9 protein-coding genes and 1 tRNA gene are annotated in these 16,655 nt (G+C 46.0%); 5 read left to right on the plus strand and 5 right to left on the minus strand.

Annotated features, from left to right (window positions below):
• Positions 1-11 precede the first annotated feature (11 nt).
• From B5D50_RS10625 to B5D50_RS10635, 3 genes are read right to left on the minus strand one after another with little or no spacing between them, the layout of a single operon-like run.
• Complete coding sequence (locus tag B5D50_RS10625; RefSeq protein ID WP_078922594.1) at positions 12-815, minus strand: polysaccharide deacetylase family protein; 804 nt, start codon at positions 813-815, stop codon at positions 12-14.
• The gene (locus B5D50_RS10630; protein ID WP_078922595.1) at positions 812-1,966 is read right to left on the minus strand and encodes a glycosyltransferase family 4 protein; all 1,155 of its coding nucleotides are present in this window, start codon (positions 1,964-1,966) and stop codon (positions 812-814) included. Before B5D50_RS10630 ends, B5D50_RS10625 begins: the two co-directional genes overlap by 4 nt.
• 2 nt (positions 1,967-1,968) lie before the next feature.
• A complete protein-coding gene (locus tag B5D50_RS10635) occupies positions 1,969-3,000 on the minus strand; it encodes a GNAT family N-acetyltransferase (protein WP_078922596.1) in 1,032 nt (343 codons plus the stop codon).
• A gap of 220 nt (positions 3,001-3,220) precedes the next feature.
• On the opposite strand from B5D50_RS10635, the gene B5D50_RS10640 reads away from it, so the two are divergent.
• Positions 3,221-5,563, plus strand: a complete 2,343-nt coding sequence (locus B5D50_RS10640; protein ID WP_078922597.1) for a GumC family protein — start codon at positions 3,221-3,223, stop codon at positions 5,561-5,563.
• Positions 5,564-5,631: 68 nt separating this feature from the next.
• Here B5D50_RS10640 and B5D50_RS10645 read toward each other — a convergent pair whose 3' ends face one another.
• Together B5D50_RS10645 and gltB are read right to left on the minus strand one after the other, a co-directional pair.
• Positions 5,632-7,122 carry a glutamate synthase subunit beta gene (locus B5D50_RS10645; protein WP_078922598.1) on the minus strand — a complete coding sequence of 497 codons (1,491 nt, stop codon included), beginning with the start codon at positions 7,120-7,122 and terminating at the stop codon, positions 5,632-5,634.
• Between the two features lie 20 nt (positions 7,123-7,142).
• Complete coding sequence (gene gltB, locus B5D50_RS10650; RefSeq protein WP_078922599.1) at positions 7,143-11,735, minus strand: glutamate synthase large subunit; 4,593 nt, start codon at positions 11,733-11,735, stop codon at positions 7,143-7,145.
• 171 nt (positions 11,736-11,906) lie between these two features.
• On the opposite strand from gltB, the gene dnaG reads away from it, so the two are divergent.
• The 4 genes from dnaG (at position 11,907) to B5D50_RS20330 (ending at position 16,552) form a co-directional block, all read left to right on the plus strand.
• Positions 11,907-13,736: a DNA primase gene (dnaG, locus tag B5D50_RS10655; RefSeq protein ID WP_078922600.1), complete on the plus strand. Its 1,830-nt coding sequence runs from the start codon at positions 11,907-11,909 to the stop codon at positions 13,734-13,736.
• A gap of 358 nt (positions 13,737-14,094) precedes the next feature.
• On the plus strand, positions 14,095-15,975 hold the full coding sequence (gene rpoD, locus B5D50_RS10660) for an RNA polymerase sigma factor RpoD (protein ID WP_078922601.1): 1,881 nt from the start codon (positions 14,095-14,097) through the stop codon (positions 15,973-15,975).
• Between the two features lie 34 nt (positions 15,976-16,009).
• Positions 16,010-16,086, plus strand: a tRNA-Ile gene (locus B5D50_RS10665).
• A gap of 328 nt (positions 16,087-16,414) precedes the next feature.
• Positions 16,415-16,552, plus strand: coding sequence for a hypothetical protein (locus B5D50_RS20330; RefSeq protein WP_159448616.1), 138 nt, complete (start codon positions 16,415-16,417; stop codon positions 16,550-16,552).
• The last annotated feature ends 103 nt before the right edge of the window (positions 16,553-16,655 follow it).

Genomic DNA, 16,655 nt, shown 5'->3' on the forward strand with positions numbered 1-16,655 from the left:
GTAGTTGTAGTTTAGTGGTAATACTGAGCTTGAAACGAAGTAAATGGATAATCAGTCAATAGTTTATGCAATTTATTGACCATCCCCGAACGTCCGGCAAACTGATGCACCGCCCAAGCTTTAGAAATACCGGCGGGTTTGGCAACCTCCTGATACTCTTGGATATCTAGCTCATAGGGATGCATATAAAATACACCTGAGGTTTTATTAAGTTGACGTGCGAGCCAGCGATTTAAGGCATAAGGATAAATACGAAAATAACCGCCACCCATCACGGGTAAGGATTTGCCTAATACTGTGCAAGTTGAGAGGGGATAGGTATCTAAGCCTCGTGCACGAATTTGCGCTAAGATTGAATCATCAGCAAAACCATAAACTTTGCGGACTTGCGCTAACATAATCGACGAGTCATAACGTAGTCCAAAGGCTTGTAAAGTGTCGCAATACCAAGGCAAGATTTCAGTGCGTACTGAAAAAGTGGGTGCGCGGAAACCTAATACTTTTTGCCCTGTTAAATCTTCTAGCTTATAAACTGAGCGCTCCAGTTCATCTTTAAATTGTGCGGGTGTCAGGGTATACAGCGGTCGATGACTATAAGCATGACTGGCTAATTCATGGCCTTGTGCGGCAATGGCAGTGATTAATTCGGGAAAGCGCTCTGCTACCATGCCTTGTACAAAGAAGGTTGCTTGGACTTGATGCTCAGCCAAAATAGCTAAGAGCTGCAAGGTATTGTTGAGTACCCGTTGAGAAATGGGTCGGTCAAAATCCAACACCGACTGTTGCCAATCCTCAATATCAGCACTGAAAATCATCGTGAAATTTCCCAACTAGTTTCAAATGTGGCTAAGCCTTGACGCTGTGCATGACACGCTAAATAAATATTCGCTAAACGTTCCAAAACTTGCTGGGCGGTAAAGTTCGCCAGCACATGTTCACGGGCAGCCAACCCCATTTGTATCCGCTCGTGGGGATGCTCCATGAGCCATTGCATTTTAGCCGCTAAAATTTGGGGTGCGGCCAAGGGGACAATAAAGCCCGTCTGTTGATCTTTAACCGCTTCTCGGCTGCCTTTAACATCGGTACAAATCACCGGTTTAGCACAAGCCATTGGTTCTAGTAGTGCACGGGGTAAGCCTTCACCTAATGACGTGAGTAGACCTACATCAAGCTCTTGATAAAAACTCGCCATATCCGTGCTATAGGCACGCATTTCGATCCATGCTTGCAGTTGATGTGCAGCAATTTTGGCCGAGAGTTCGGTTTGCAGCTCGCCCTGACCAATCAACAAAACTTTGAAATTAGGATTCAGCAGACGCAGATGTTTAACTGCATCTAACAGCAATTGATGATTTTTGATCGGTTCAAAGCGTGCCACCATACCAAAAATGGTTGTATGCTCCGACCCAAGACGGGGTTGTACTTGAAAATAGTCGGTATCAATGCCATTCCCTAAATAGACCATTTGTGCTTCATCAAGCAAGCGATAGCGGCGCGCCAGTTGCATATCTTCATGGCCTTGAAATAAGGCAAGGTGAACCGTCCTTTTTAATAAGCGCTCAATGGCCAGATAAGTGTATTTACCTAAAGTGCTGGTATTATGAGACAAACTATAACCATGACTTTGATAAATCCAGATCGGTTTGCGCATAAATACCGCTAAACAACGGCCAATCAAACTCGGTACACCAAAATGGAGGTGCACAACATCATAATCAGTTTGGGCTAAAACGGTTTTTAAATTAAGTAAGGATTGTAATAAGCGCCAAGGTTTGAGACTGCGGTGCAAATCAGTAATAACCACTTTCATGCCTTGCTGACGCATGAGTTCAACTTCTTTACCCGCACTACATAAAATATCAATTTTTAGTTGCTGGGGGTAACGCTCATTTAAAACTTGCGCACGTTTAAACACTAAGGCATAAGCCGGACTACTGGCGGTGCAGACTTCGAGTATTTTGACCATTTTTAGTAAAACTTATGTAGTAAATGACGGGAAAGGGTATTCATAACAAAAGGCGGGCTGTTACGAATAAGCCAAGATGCACTGCTATAAACAGGTGAGCGTGAGGATTTCGCTTTAGGAATCGGTAATTCATAATAATGAATCGGCCGGGTGTAATCGGCTAAACGCAGCTTGAAATCATAGGCATGGCTAGCGACGGATGAACGCCCTAAATTGTAATAAGGCTTACCCGTTTGCTCACAGTATTCAATAATTGACCAGAGCATCGTCAAAAACACATTTTCTTTTTTATAAGCGGGGTCTAACCCCATCCAAGCTCCATACAGCTCGTCTTTAGAGCTAAAGGCGAGAGCCGCGACTACTGGGGTCTCAGCAAAATAGCCTACAAATAAAGACATTGAAGCTTGATAGTGATGGTGAAGCTCAGCAAAGAAACGCCAGCTGTGCGGTAGGCTGCCTACTTCATGCATCTGTTTGAGGTAGAGCGCATAAAAGGCTTGGAGTAGTTCTAAATCATTCCCAATTCTGAAATGAAAACCTTGCTTAAAAGCCAGCCGAATATTACGTCGAGTTGATTTAGAAAAATCTTTTAAACGTTGATCACAGGTTTTACTGAGGTCAACAATCAATTCGACTTTATCAGAATGATCAATTGCACAAGGAAGGCTCTGTGTTGTTCGCCAGTCTAGGCGTTGTGCCTTAAGGTTTAATGCGGGTAATTGCGCTAAGAGTTCGCTGACTAAAGCTGAGTATTCAAGACCCGTTGGCGTATTGATTTCACCGGTTTTATCAAAGCCAGCACCTATAATCAGGGTATTAGCACCTAAGCCGAGTGCAGTATTTTTCAGAAAAGCAGGAATGCTAATCATTTGATCGTGAAACGCTAATTCAAGATCAATAGCTTGCAGTTTGTACTCTCTGGCTAAGGCTAATCTGAAGGCTGGACGTGTAAATACTTTTTCATTTAATTCATTTAAGCCTAAGTCTGAGCTTGGTTCTGCTGAGTTATTTAATTCTTTAATTCGGATAGCCATCGGCGGGGTACTCGATTTGCTAGTTAGTTCGCTAGAGTATTGATCAGTTACGGGTGTTTAGCCTGTGCTGACTGGATAAGAGGGCAAAGTTTTTAGGCAAAAGGAATAAGCGCGACTTGACTATCGACTAGCCGCTTATCTAAAAAAACGTTGCGGTATGCAGTTAGGCTTTTGCATATAGAAAAATGTTATACGAGGATAGCATCAGATATTTTACCTAATGGCTGATAAGATTATGTTGACCGTCTCTGAGCAAGTTCCAGCTGTCGCAAGCCCGAGCATTCCTGTGATCCTGCCCTCCCCAGAGTTTATGTCTGCGCTAGGGACTAAGCAGCAGGCTGCTGCCACCGGCCTACTCAGTTTAGAGCAGTTATGGCGGCGGTTATGGCGGCAAAAATGGTTGTTTCTAACCATTTTAGGCTTAGTGCTCTTAGCGACTATGCTCATTACGGCTATGATCAAGCCTGAATATCGGGCGAGTGCGACGCTTCAAATTGATAAGCAAGGTGCGCAAGTGGTTGATTTTGGGAGTGTAAGACAAGTTAGCCCAGACATGGGTGAAGGTGATATGTTCTTTCGTACCCAATATGAACAGCTGAAAAGCCGCCAGCTCGCTGAGCAAGTGATTAATGAATTAGACTTAGATCCGCGCTTATTTGAACTTAAAGAGCAGCCTACACCTTTTTCTGAAATAGTAGCCGATGCCAAAAAAACCCTAGTTGACCTTAAAGATCAACTAACTAACCTGTTACCAGCCAACTTAAAACCTGCAAAGCCAAGTTCGCCAGCAATTCAAGGTGACAATATAGATGCTTTTCTGAAAAATCTTTATGTCGAACCGATTGAAAAGGCTCATTTAGTTAAAGTTTATTATGAAAGCCCTGATCCAGTATTATCTGCAGAAATTGTTAATAAATTAATTGATTTGTATATCAAAAATTCGATCAGTACTAGTAGCCAAACTGATATTTATGCACAAGCTTTCTTAGATCGAGAGTTAGAAAAAGCACGTGAGCGCTTGACTAATAGTGAGAATGAATTGGTCAGCTATGCGCGGGATAATCAAATTCTGGAAGTCAACAATAGCCAAGCGACTCAAGAGCAAAAGCTGAATGAGTTGAATAGTGCTTTAGCGACTGCCGAGCGGCGTCGGATTGAGGCGGAAAGCCAATTAGGCCAAGCCCGCAAGCATGGTAATGTGGTAGGCGTTTTAACAAATCCAGTCGTCGAGTCTCTAAAGCGACAAATCGTTGATTTAGAAGGACAGTATCAAAATCAATCTAAAGTTTTCAAGCCAGCCTATCCAGAAATGCAGCAGTTGGCTCAGCAAATTACGGCGGTTAAAGCTAAATTAGCCACTGAAGTGGCTAATTTAAAACAATCTTTAGAGGCTGAATTCACAGCGTCTAAGCGCCTTGAAGGGCAGGTACGTTCTGAGCTGGCTAATTATAAAGGCGAGTTAGTAAATTTGCGTGATCGTAGTGTTGAATACAATGCCCTAAAGCGCGAAGTAGAAACCAGTCGTAAGCTTTATGACGATCTTTTAAAGCGTATGAGTGAAGTGAATGTCGCTGCAGGTGCAAATAAAGCCACTAATATTCGGATTATTGATGCAGCTAAACCACCGGCTGAGCCGTTTAGACCGAATAAAGCGATCAATTTAATAGTGGGGTTAATCACGGGTTTGATTTTGGCGACTGGCTTGGCATTACTGCGCGAAACCTTGCGTCGCTCGCTAACCTCTGGTGATGAGTTACAAATGGTAAGCGGTTTGCCTGTGCTGGGGACGATCCCGCATGTCCGCCGGATGAGTGAGCAAGATCTGGCAATGGTTACAATGCGTAATCCTCATTCACCCGCCGCTGAAGCCTATCGGATTGCTGCAACCAATATTCGTTTTGCCTTACAAGCGGGCAAGCCTAGTATTATTGTATTGACGAGTGTTAACCCTTCAGAAGGTAAGTCGACCTCATCGGTGAATTTAGCTTTAAGTCATGCACAAATGGGGGCAAAAGTTTTGCTGATTGATGCTGATTTACGCCGTCCAACTGTGCATTTGAAAATGGGAATAAATAATACCCGTGGTTTAAGTGATTATGTGGAGGGCCGGGCTGAATTGGTTCAAGTGACCCAGCAAATACCGAATATGAAAAATGCGTATGTGATTACCGCAGGGCCGTTTCGTGTTGATCCAAGCAGTGTATTGGCAAGTACGAAAATGCGTCAATTATTAGAGATGGCTCGCAACCATTTTGATATTACTATTATTGATGGGCCACCTGTCACGGGTTTCGCTGATGCCTTAATACTGGCTGCGCAAGCAGATAATACTTTATTAGTCACTGATGAAAAAAATATGGATCGCAAGCAAGTCTTGAGCGCGATTCAGCAATTACAACGTGTCAAGCCTAGTATGGGCGGATTCTTAGTCGTCAATGCAAGGCACGGCGTAACCGATGCACGTTATTATGATCGTTACAATCAAGGAATCACCCATGCCCCGACTTATGACCCGTCAACTGGCACGGGTGGTTTGAATTTAACTAAGGAAAAAGCCGCGTAAGTACACTTAAACTGGCTAGCACCCTAAACACCCCTAAACATATTTAGTTTAGGGGTGAGGGTTTTAAACTAAGGCAGCGTGGTTTCACCCATTAAGAAACGATCACATTCACGTGCTGCTTGACGACCTTCATTGATTGCCCAAACGACTAAACTTTGCCCACGGCGCATGTCACCCGCTGCAAAAATGCCAGGAACACTAGTCGCATACTGACCATAAGCCGCTTGCACATTACCCCGTGGGTCAGTAGCAACTTGGCTACTCTCAATCAAAGCTTTTTCAGGACCTGTAAAGCCCATTGCTAGCAGGATTAGTTGTGCGGGTAAAACTCGCTCACTACCGGGTATTTCTACTAAATTCATCCGGCCATCAGCAGTTTTTTCCCATTGCACGCCGATAGTGTGAATTTCCTGAACTTTACCCTCAGCATCGCCTACGAATTTTTTAGTCGAGACTAGATAATGACGTGGGTCTGCACCGAATAAAGCAGCGGCCTCTTCTTGACCATAATCGACTCTGAAAATTAATGGCCACTCGGGCCAAGGATTGCTAGGTGCACGTTGATCAGGCGCACGCGGCATAATCTCTAGCTGAGTCACCGATTTGCAGCCGTGGCGCAAGGAGGTGCCTACACAGTCAGTACCCGTATCGCCGCCACCGATGACGATGACATGCTTATCTTTAGCGGAAATATAATTACCATCCGCATGCTTGGAATCTAATAAGCTTTTGGTGTTCGCGGTTAGAAATTCCATAGCAAAATGGACGCCTTTTAACTCACGCCCAGGTACCGGTAAATCCCGTGCTTGAGTTGCCCCTGCGCAGAGTACCACCGCATCAAAGTTCTTGCGTAACTCAGCGGCAGAAATATCTTTGCCAATCTGCACGCCCGTGACAAATTGAATGCCTTCAGCCGCCATCAAATCAACACGCCGCTGAACGACTTCTGTTTTGTCCAACTTCATATTGGGAATGCCGTACATGAGTAAACCGCCAATCCGATCGGCACGCTCATAAACGGTCACTTCATGTCCGACTTTATTGAGTTGATCTGCACAGGCTAGGCCGGCAGGGCCAGAGCCGACCACGGCCACTTTTTTACCTGTCCGCTCAGTGGGTGGCTCGACTTGTACCCAGCCTTCAGCAAAGGCTTTATCAATGATACTGACTTCATTGAGTTTGATCGTAACAGGGTTTTCATTGAGGCCTAAAGTGCAGGCACCTTCACAAGGCGCAGGGCAGACCCGACCTGTGAACTCTGGGAAATTATTGGTCATGCGTAGCCGCTCATAGGCTTCACGCCATAAGCCGCGATAAATCATGTCATTCCATTCAGGAATCAGATTATTTACAGGGCAGCCACTCGCTCCCCCCGGTAATATTTTTCCAGTTTGGCAAAAGGGGATGCCGCATTCCATGCAGCGCGCCCCTTGACGTTGACTTTCAGCTTCGCTATGGAAATGGAGATGAAATTCACCCCAATCTTTAATCCGTTCCAAAGGCGAACGATCAGCTGGCAGTTCACGCTCGTATTCGATAAATCCAGTTGGTTTACCCATTCTTTTTGCAATCTCCCTGCTTAGTTGCCGCTGGCACGAGTAACATCTTGATTGTTTGCTTTAAAGGCCGCCATTAAAGCTTCCTCGCCCGTCATACCTTGCGCTTCAAATTTTTTCACCGTCTCTAAGACACGCTGATAATCATGAGGCATCACGCGCACAAAGTACTGAACACTTTGCTCCCAATTCGACAAAATTGCCTTAGCACGGGGGCTATCGGTGTACAGAATATGCTGTTCAATCATGCCTTTCACTTGAGCAAGGTCTTCGGCTTCCGTTAATGGCTCGTAGCTTACCATTTCCCGATTACCGCTAATGGCTAGGATGCCCTTCGGATCGTATACATAAGCTATACCCCCTGACATACCGGCTGCAAAGTTTCGACCAACATCACCGAGCACAATGACCTGACCTCCCGTCATATATTCACAGCCATGATCGCCAGTCCCTTCAACAATGACCTTGACGCCAGAGTTACGCACGCAGAAGCGCTCACCTGCAATCCCGCGAATATAAGCCTCACCACCAGTTGCGCCAAAGAAGGCAACATTACCGATTAGGATATTTTCTTCCGCCACATAGCGCGCTTCTTTTGGTGGGTAAACAATGATTTTCCCGCCGGATAAGCCTTTGCCAATGTAGTCGTTAGAATCACCTTCTAGTTCTAGGGTCATGCCACGTGGTATGAAAGCCCCAAAACTTTGCCCAGCTGAACCATTGAACTTCAGTTGAATCGTGTCATCCGGCAAGCCAGCCGCACCATAGCGTTTGGTGATTTCATTCCCGGTAATGGTGCCAACTACACGATCAATATTTCTGACGTGGAATTCAGCTTTCACGGGCGTACCCTGATCAATGGCAGGTTGGCAAGTCGCTAACAAGAGGCGCATATCCATAGATTGAGCGATACCATGATCTTGAGCACGATTACAACGAACCCCATCACACTCTTCTAACTCAGGTTGATAGAGTAGGGCGCTTAAATCCACTTTGCCCGCTTTCCAGTGATCCAGCGTCTTGGCATATAAACGATCCACCCGACCAACCATTTCATCAATGCTACGGAAGCCGAGTTTCGCCATATATTCGCGCATATCTTCGGCAATAAAATTCAGCAGATTAATCACATATTGTGGATCACCGCTGTATTTTTTGCGTAGTTCAGGGTTTTGAGTGGCAATACCCACGGGGCAAGTATCCAAATGGCAGACTCGCATCATCACGCAGCCTAAAGCGACTAAAGGCAAAGTAGCGAAACCATATTCTTCAGCCCCTAACAGCGCGGCAACGATCACATCCCGTCCGGTCATTAATTTGCCATCGGTTTCGACGCGCACACGGCTACGTAAATTATTCAACAGTAGGGTTTGATGAGTTTCGGCTAACCCTAACTCCCAAGGCAAGCCCGCATGTTGCAAACTCGTTTTGGGCGAAGCACCCGTTCCTCCGTCATAGCCAGAGACTAACACCACATCGGCTTTACCTTTAACGACCCCGGCTGCAATCGTCCCTACACCTGAGCCTGACACCAGCTTGACATTAATCCGAGCCGCACGATTAGCATTTTTCAGGTCATGAATCAGCTGAGCTAGATCTTCGATTGAATAAATATCATGATGTGGGGGCGGAGAAATTAAGCCTACACCGGGTGTTGTTCCCCGATTTTTAGCGATATAAGGATAAACCTTTTTACCCGGTAACTGACCACCTTCACCCGGTTTTGCGCCTTGTGCTAGCTTAATTTGCAACTCTTGGGCATTGGTCAAATAATGACTATTGACCCCAAACCGGCCCGAAGCGGCTTGCTTAATCGCACTACAACGTGAATCACCATTCGGCTCTGGAATATAACGTGCAGGGTCTTCGCCACCTTCGCCTGAATTGGATTTACCGCCAATCCGATTCATTGCAATCGCTAAGGCTTCATGCGCTTCTGGGCTGATTGAGCCTAGCGACATTGCACCCGTTTTGAAGCGCTTCAAAATTTCTGAAGCAGGCTCTACCTCACTTAAAGGCAGGGGCTGATCCGCATAATGGAAATCCAATAAATTACGCAAATTAAAGCGTACTTCGGGATCATTATTCAGGAGTTCGGTATATTGCTTGAACAGTTTGTAGTCATTGGTACGCACCGCTTTTTGCGCCATATAAATGGTTTGCGGATTGTACTGATGCTCATCTTCACCACTGCGCCATTGGAAGACACCCCCTGAATTCAAGGTGCGTAAGCTACTGTCGTGATGACCATAAGCATGCTTGTGACGCATTAAGGTTTCTTTGGCAATCGTGTCGAGATCAATCCCACCGATACGGGAAGCGGTCGCGGTGAAATAGCGATCCACTACACTTCTATCAATACCAAGTGCTTCGAAAATTTGTGCACCCCGATAAGATTGAACGGTAGAAATACCAATCTTCGACATGACTTTAATCACGCCTTTAGTCGCCGCTTTTATGTATTTAGCCACGGCCTTATCATGCGTGGTATCTTTCATGATACCTTCACGAATCAGGTCATCAATGGATTCAAACGCTGTATAAGGGTTAATCGCTTGTGCGCCATAACCTAACAGGGCGGCAAAATGATGCACTTCACGGGGTTCACCGGATTCTAGAATCAAGCTCACCCGCGTCCGTTTGCCATCACGAATTAAATGATGATGCAAGCCAGCCACCGCCAATAAAGACGGAATGGGCGCAAACTCTTTATCCACACCCCGATCTGACAGGATCAATAAATTCACGCCGTTATCAATGGCATTATCCGCAGCTCCAAATAGCTCATCCAAGGCTTTTTCTAAAGTACCGGGCGTATGATCGGCTTTAAATAAAATCGGTAGCGTCACCGATTTAAAGCCTGATTTCTGCACATATTTCAGTTTAGCGAATTCGTCGTTATGTAAAACAGGCGATTGCAGCAAAATATGGTGGCAGCTTTCTTCAGTCGGATGCGTGATGTCGCCTTCTGAACCTAAAGTGGTTAGAGAAGAGGTAACAATTTCTTCACGAATCGCATCTAAAGGCGGATTAGTGACTTGGGCAAATAACTGCTTAAAATAGTTAAACAGTGGTTGTGGCTTATCCGATAAGACTGCTAAGGGGGAATCACAGCCCATCGCACCTAAGGGGTCGATACCATCCAAGGCCATCGGTACAATGACTTTGCGTACATCTTCATAGGTATAACCAAAAGCTTTCTGGCGCTGAATCAAGGTATCATGGTCAGGCAAAGGTGACTCTGGGGCGGTTGGCAAGTCTTCTAGTTTGGTTAGATGCTTATCTAGCCAAGCTTGATAGGGTTTGGCCGCCGCCATGTCTGCTTTGATTTCTTCGTCAGAAACAATGCGTCCGGCAGCGGTATCGACTAATAACATCCGCCCTGGTTGTAAACGTTGCTTGGAAATAACCCGTTCAATTGGGAGATCATCCAAGACCCCTACTTCGGAAGCGAGAATGATTAAATCATCATCGGTCAGATAATAACGTGAGGGCCGCAAACCATTCCGGTCTAAGGTGGCACCGACTAAGGTACCGTCCGTAAAGCCCAACGCTGCAGGGCCATCCCAGGGTTCCATTAAACAGCTATGATATTCATAGAAAGCGCGCTTTTCAGGGCTCATGCTTTCATGATTGGCCCAAGGCTCAGGTACCATCATCATCATCGCATGGGGCAGGGAATAACCCGCTAGATACAAAAATTCTAGAGTATTATCCATGCGTGCGGAGTCGCTGCCATCGGGACGTACTATCGGGGTCAGATTTTTCAGATCGGTTTTGAAGACTTCCGTCTTAATCATCGCCTCACGCGCATTCATCCAATTCTGATTACCGCGCATGGTGTTGATCTCACCATTATGAATCATATAGCGGTTCGGATGCGCTCGTTCCCAACTTGGGAAGGTATTCGTTGAAAAGCGCGAATGCACCAGAGCAATGGCTGATTCCATGTCAGGATCAGTTAAGTCTGGATAGTATTGTGCGACCTGCTCGGTGGTGAGCATGCCTTTATAGATAATGGTACGCGCTGAAAGGCTGGCAAAATAAATATAGCCCGGCTCTTGGCGATAGAGTAAATCACCACTAGTCCGCTTACGAATCACATACAGTTTGCGCTCGAAGTCGATCCCCGGCTCTACCTCCGCCGAGCGGGCGATAAAGACCATTTTCATGGCAGGCATACTGCGAATCGCGGATTTGCCAATCGGTGCTGGATTGACCGGAATATCACGCCAACCCAATAAAGTTTGGCCTTCTGCTTGAATCATGCGGTTGGTGGTAGCAATGGCATCCGCCCGCGCGGCTTCATCTTGCGGCAAATAGACAAAGCCCACCGCATAATCACCGACCGCAGGTAGGTTAATACCTAACTTAGCGCATTCCTTCACCATGAACTTATGTGGAATTTGCAGCATAATACCCGCACCATCGCCGGTATTTTCTTCGCAACCACAAGCCCCACGATGCTCCATATGCGTTAATACTTTTAGCGCTTGCTGAACGATCTTGGCAGATTTAACGCCTTTTAAATGAGCAACAAAGCCCATGCCACAGGCATCATGTTCGTTGGCAGGGTCATACAAGCCCTGCGCCGGGGGGAGTTCAGTGTATTTCATCGGAACCTTCGGGCAACAAAAGGGGTACTATTATGGATAATTCACAGGGTATATGCCAGTATCCTGATATAATCAGGATCAAGATGCAGGCGGACGTCGCTTGATAATACAGGCAGTTACTCCATTTTAATCTTATTAACGTACTCACGCAAAACCTTTTACGGCTGATCCATGACCGGACGCATTCCCAAAGACTTTATTGATCAACTGCTCACTCGTATCAACATTGTTGATGTGATTCAAGCCCGTATTCCGCTGAAAAAAGCGGGACGCGAGTATATGGCTTGCTGCCCGTTTCATGGGGAGAAAACGCCTTCCTTTACAGTCAGCCCGACTAAGCAGTTCTATCATTGTTTTGGGTGCGGCGTACATGGCTCGGCCATTAGCTTCCTGATGGAATACGAGCATCTTGATTATACCGAGGCGATTGAGGCTTTAGCGCGTGCTTTAGGCCTCGAAGTCCCGCGTGAAAATGATGCAAAATCCATGCCTGTGGCTAAGAAGGCTAAACTGACGGATTTGTATAGTTTATTGGGTGAGGCCGCTAAGCACTATGCTCATTGTTTGAGTCAAGCACCGGACGCACAAGCTTATTTACAGCAGCGCGGTTTAAGTGCAGAAGTGGTGCAGCAATATGGTTTAGGCTTTGCACCAGATGACTGGCATACCACCAGTCGGCAGTTTGCGGCACAGTATGGGCAAGGCCAACTGCTAGCGAGTGGTTTACAGCTAAAAAATGAAACGGGCAAAATTTATGATCGGTTTCGGGGGCGTTTAATGTTTCCGATTCGCAATCGTAAAGGGCAGGTGATTGGTTTTGGAGGGCGTGTCTTAGGCACAGGTACACCGAAATATCTTAACTCACCAGAAACAGAAGTCTTCCATAAAGGTGCAGAGCTATATGGTCTGTTTGAAGCCCGTCAATATACCCGCAGCCTAGAGCGTTTGTTGGTGGTCGAAGGTTATATGGATGTGATTGCCCTCGCACAATTTGGTTTGCCTTATGTGGTTGCTACCTTAGGCACGGCAACTACTGAGCAACATATCAATTTGCTGTTCCGCCAAGTACCGGAAGTGGTGTTCTGCTTTGATGGGGATCGTGCTGGTAAGGAAGCCGCATGGCGTGCGCTAGAAACCGCCTTGCCTGAATTGCGTGATGGGCGTGAGGTGCGGTTTTTATTTTTGCCCAGTGGGGAAGACCCAGATACGCAGATACGTAAAATAGGGCGTTTAGCCTTTGAGGAGGCCGTCACTAAGGCTTTACCGTTGTCGAAGTTTTTTATCCTAGGTTTAAAAGCAAACTTGGGTTTTACCGCAGAGGCAACCTTGCATGTGAGCGAAGATAGCGCCCGTTTTGCGAATGAAGCTAAGCGCTTACTGGAGTTAATGCCTGATATTTTGATCAAACAGCCCTTGCGCCAGGAGATACAGCGCTTGAGTGGTTTAGCATTAGGAACCGCTGACCTGTCGGTTAATCCTGAGTCGGTTTCAATGCAGCCCACGAAATTTACTAAATTCAAAGCAAAGTATCTTGAAGCTAAACCGGAGGGTGTTCGTGCTAAAACGGCTAAAGATTTCGAAGTTCGCAAAACCCCAGTACGTTATGCCATCACTTTATTGGTGCATTCCCCTGAATTAGTGACAGAAATTGAGAATCCAGAGAAACTTCTAGAATGGGAGCTACCGGGTGTAGAGCTGCTTGTGCAATTAGTCGCTGCGATTGAGAACAGTCATGGCTTATCAGCCGCTGCAATACTCGAGCGTTTTCGAGACACCGTACATGAAAAAACTTTATTAAAACTCATGTTATGGCAGCCGCAATCGACAGATGAAGCCCTACTGAAGCGCGAATTTCAAGACTGCCTACAACGAATGAAAGCACAAGCTACGGCTAAAGCGATTGAGCGTTTATTAGCTAAAGAGCAGACTCAAGGTTTAACCGAGTCAGAAAAGCATGATTTGTTTTCGCTGTTGAATGAGCGAAGTGCTAAATCATTATAAATTCCCCATTAATGTCAGTTATTCAGGCTAAGCTCAGAAAATCTTTCTACACTTAGTGAGTAGGCATTATCTGTATTCTCTGCACGTTTATCGTGAAGGCTTGAACCTGTCATCTTCAAGTTTGTCAATTACTTGACAGGTTAGAGTTGAAACAACTAGGCAGCTACCCCATATAGAGCAGTGAAGGGTAGTGCCATCGGCACTCTCACTGAAATAACAGCTAGGCGTGAAAATGCTATCTTTGGGCAAGTTTAGTCATAAGCTAGGGGACTTGAGGGTAGGTTTTTTACAAACGGGGCTGGTATTTTCAGGATTTGTGATATAATCCCGCGTCCATTTTGTCGAGGTCTATTCGGGCATGAGTCAAGAAGAGCAGCAACAATCCAGTCTTAGAGAGTTAATCGCGCGTGGTAAGGAACAGGGCTATCTGACCTACGCCGAGGTGAATGACCATTTACCAGATACTATCGTAGAACCGGAACAGATTGAAGACATCGTTGCTATGATTAATGACATGGGCATTACGGTGTATGAAAATGCACCCGATGCCGATGCTCTATTATTGAACGATGAGGCCGTACAGGCCGATGATGAAGCCGCAGAAGAAGCCGCTGCTGCCTTAGCGAGCGTTGATAGTGATTTCGGGCGTACCACCGACCCAGTGCGGATGTATATGCGTGAAATGGGTACGGTCGAGCTATTAACGCGAGAAGGCGAAATTCAAATCGCCATCCGTATTGAAGAAGGCTTAAATGAAATTTTACGTGCTTTAGCACAATACCCCGCTTCTACCGAAGTGTTATTAGATCTGTCTAAACAGATCGAATCAGAAGAAACTCGTTTAACCGATATTGTTAACGGTTTCGTTGATCCAAATGCAGTGGATGAAAGCCCTTTGCAGCAATTCCAAGCCCGTACTGAAGAAGAAGAAGCTTTAGCAGCGGGTGAGGATGAGGTTCCTGAAGTAGTCGTGGGTGAGGAAGACGAGGAAGAAGTCGAGGAAAACCCCGTCGATTTAGGGCCTGATCCAGAAGAGGCTGCCCAAAAATTCGCTGAATTAAGTGCTTTATATGATGAAGCCGCCGCTTTACGTGAGAAGGGTGGCCCAGCCTATACCGTCGCACGTGATGCCTTAGCTGCAAAATTCATGGAATTCCGCTTAGCTCAGCCGGTGATTGATACCTTAACGAACCAACTGAATGGAATCGTTAATCGTATCCGTGCACATGAGCGGCAAATTATGAAACTTTGTGTGCAAAAAGGCGGCATGTCACGTCAGGTCTTTGTGGATAGCTTCCCCCAAAATGAAACCGATTTAACTTGGTTGGATCGTTATGTAGCGGATCAAGGGGCGGCAGCACAATTACAGGCGGTGAAGAAAAATGTATTGGCTGTTCAGCAGCAATTGCAAGAAATTGAGCGTGAATGCAGCTTGACCATTTCGCAGATCAAAGACATCAACCGCAGTATGTCGGTGGGTGAGGCGAAAGCACGGCGTGCTAAGAAAGAAATGGTAGAAGCCAATTTACGTTTGGTCATTTCGATTGCGAAAAAATATACCAATCGAGGTTTGCAATTCTTGGATTTGATTCAAGAAGGTAATATTGGTTTGATGAAAGCGGTTGATAAATTCGAATATCGCCGTGGCTATAAGTTCTCAACTTATGCCACTTGGTGGATTCGTCAAGCGATTACCCGTTCAATTGCTGACCAAGCGCGCACGATTCGTATCCCCGTACATATGATTGAGACGATTAATAAACTCAATCGTATTTCGCGCAAATTATTGCAAGAAATGGGGCGCGAAGCGACCCCCGAAGAATTGGCCGTTGCGATGGATATGCCGGAGGATAAAATCCGTAAGGTATTGAAAATTGCGAAAGAGCCGATTTCAATGGAAACGCCGATTGGTGACGATGAAGACTCACATTTAGGTGACTTCATTGAGGATGGCAATATTATGTCACCCTTGGACTCTGCGACAACCCGTAGCTTATGCGAAGTGACTCGTGAAGTCTTAAGTAGCCTGACTGCTCGTGAAGCGAAAGTCCTACGGATGCGCTTTGGGATTGACATGAATACTGACCATACTTTGGAAGAAGTGGGTAAGCAGTTCGATGTAACCCGTGAGCGGATTCGTCAGATCGAAGCGAAAGCCTTAAGAAAATTGCGTCATCCGAGCCGTTCGGATATGCTACGCAGCTTCCTTGATGGCACTGATTCACTGCCTTTATCTTAAAATGAGTTGAGTAAGTGAATCGAGTGATTGTTTCGGGTCTGTAGCTCAGTTGGTCAGAGCAGGCGACTCATAATCGCTTGGTCGCGGGTTCAAGTCCCTCCAGACCCACCATTGATGTGTTTCATGGTGTTCCATGATGTCTCAAAAGCCCTTGCAGGCCGCAATCTGCAAGGGCTTTTTTATTTCATGGTGTTCCAAGGTGTTCTACCGTATCCCAGCAAATTGTGTAGGTTAGTGTGTAGGTTTTCAGGATTCAAAAAAGAGACCTACACAAAATGACTAAAAAGCTAAAAGATTCAATTGTTAAGCATGCCAAACCAAAAGCTGATAGCAAGCCCGCAGATTATGCAGATGGGGAAAAGTTACGCTTACACGTCACCACCTCAGGCAATTATTGGCACTATCGTTATGGGTGGGATGGTAAGGGCAAGGAGCTGTCATGTCGAATCCGATTCGGGCAGCTTATAACCGAGCTGAGTATTTAGAGGAGCGGCGCGAAATGCTAAAAGCTTGGGCAGGCTACCTAGATAGCTTAAGAGTCGGCGGTCAGGTATTGAGCTTTAGAAAAGCAAAGTAACCTTAAAACCTGATTTTCCCCAGGGTAGGGGAGCCAAGAAGGTTGAAACAGTACCTGACAGCATCATGGACGAGGTACTTGCTAAGTTAGCGGGTGTCTTGGG

This window comes from Thiothrix eikelboomii (assembly GCF_900167255.1).
In the GTDB taxonomy this organism is placed as follows: Bacteria; Pseudomonadota; Gammaproteobacteria; order Thiotrichales; family Thiotrichaceae; genus Thiolinea; species Thiolinea eikelboomii.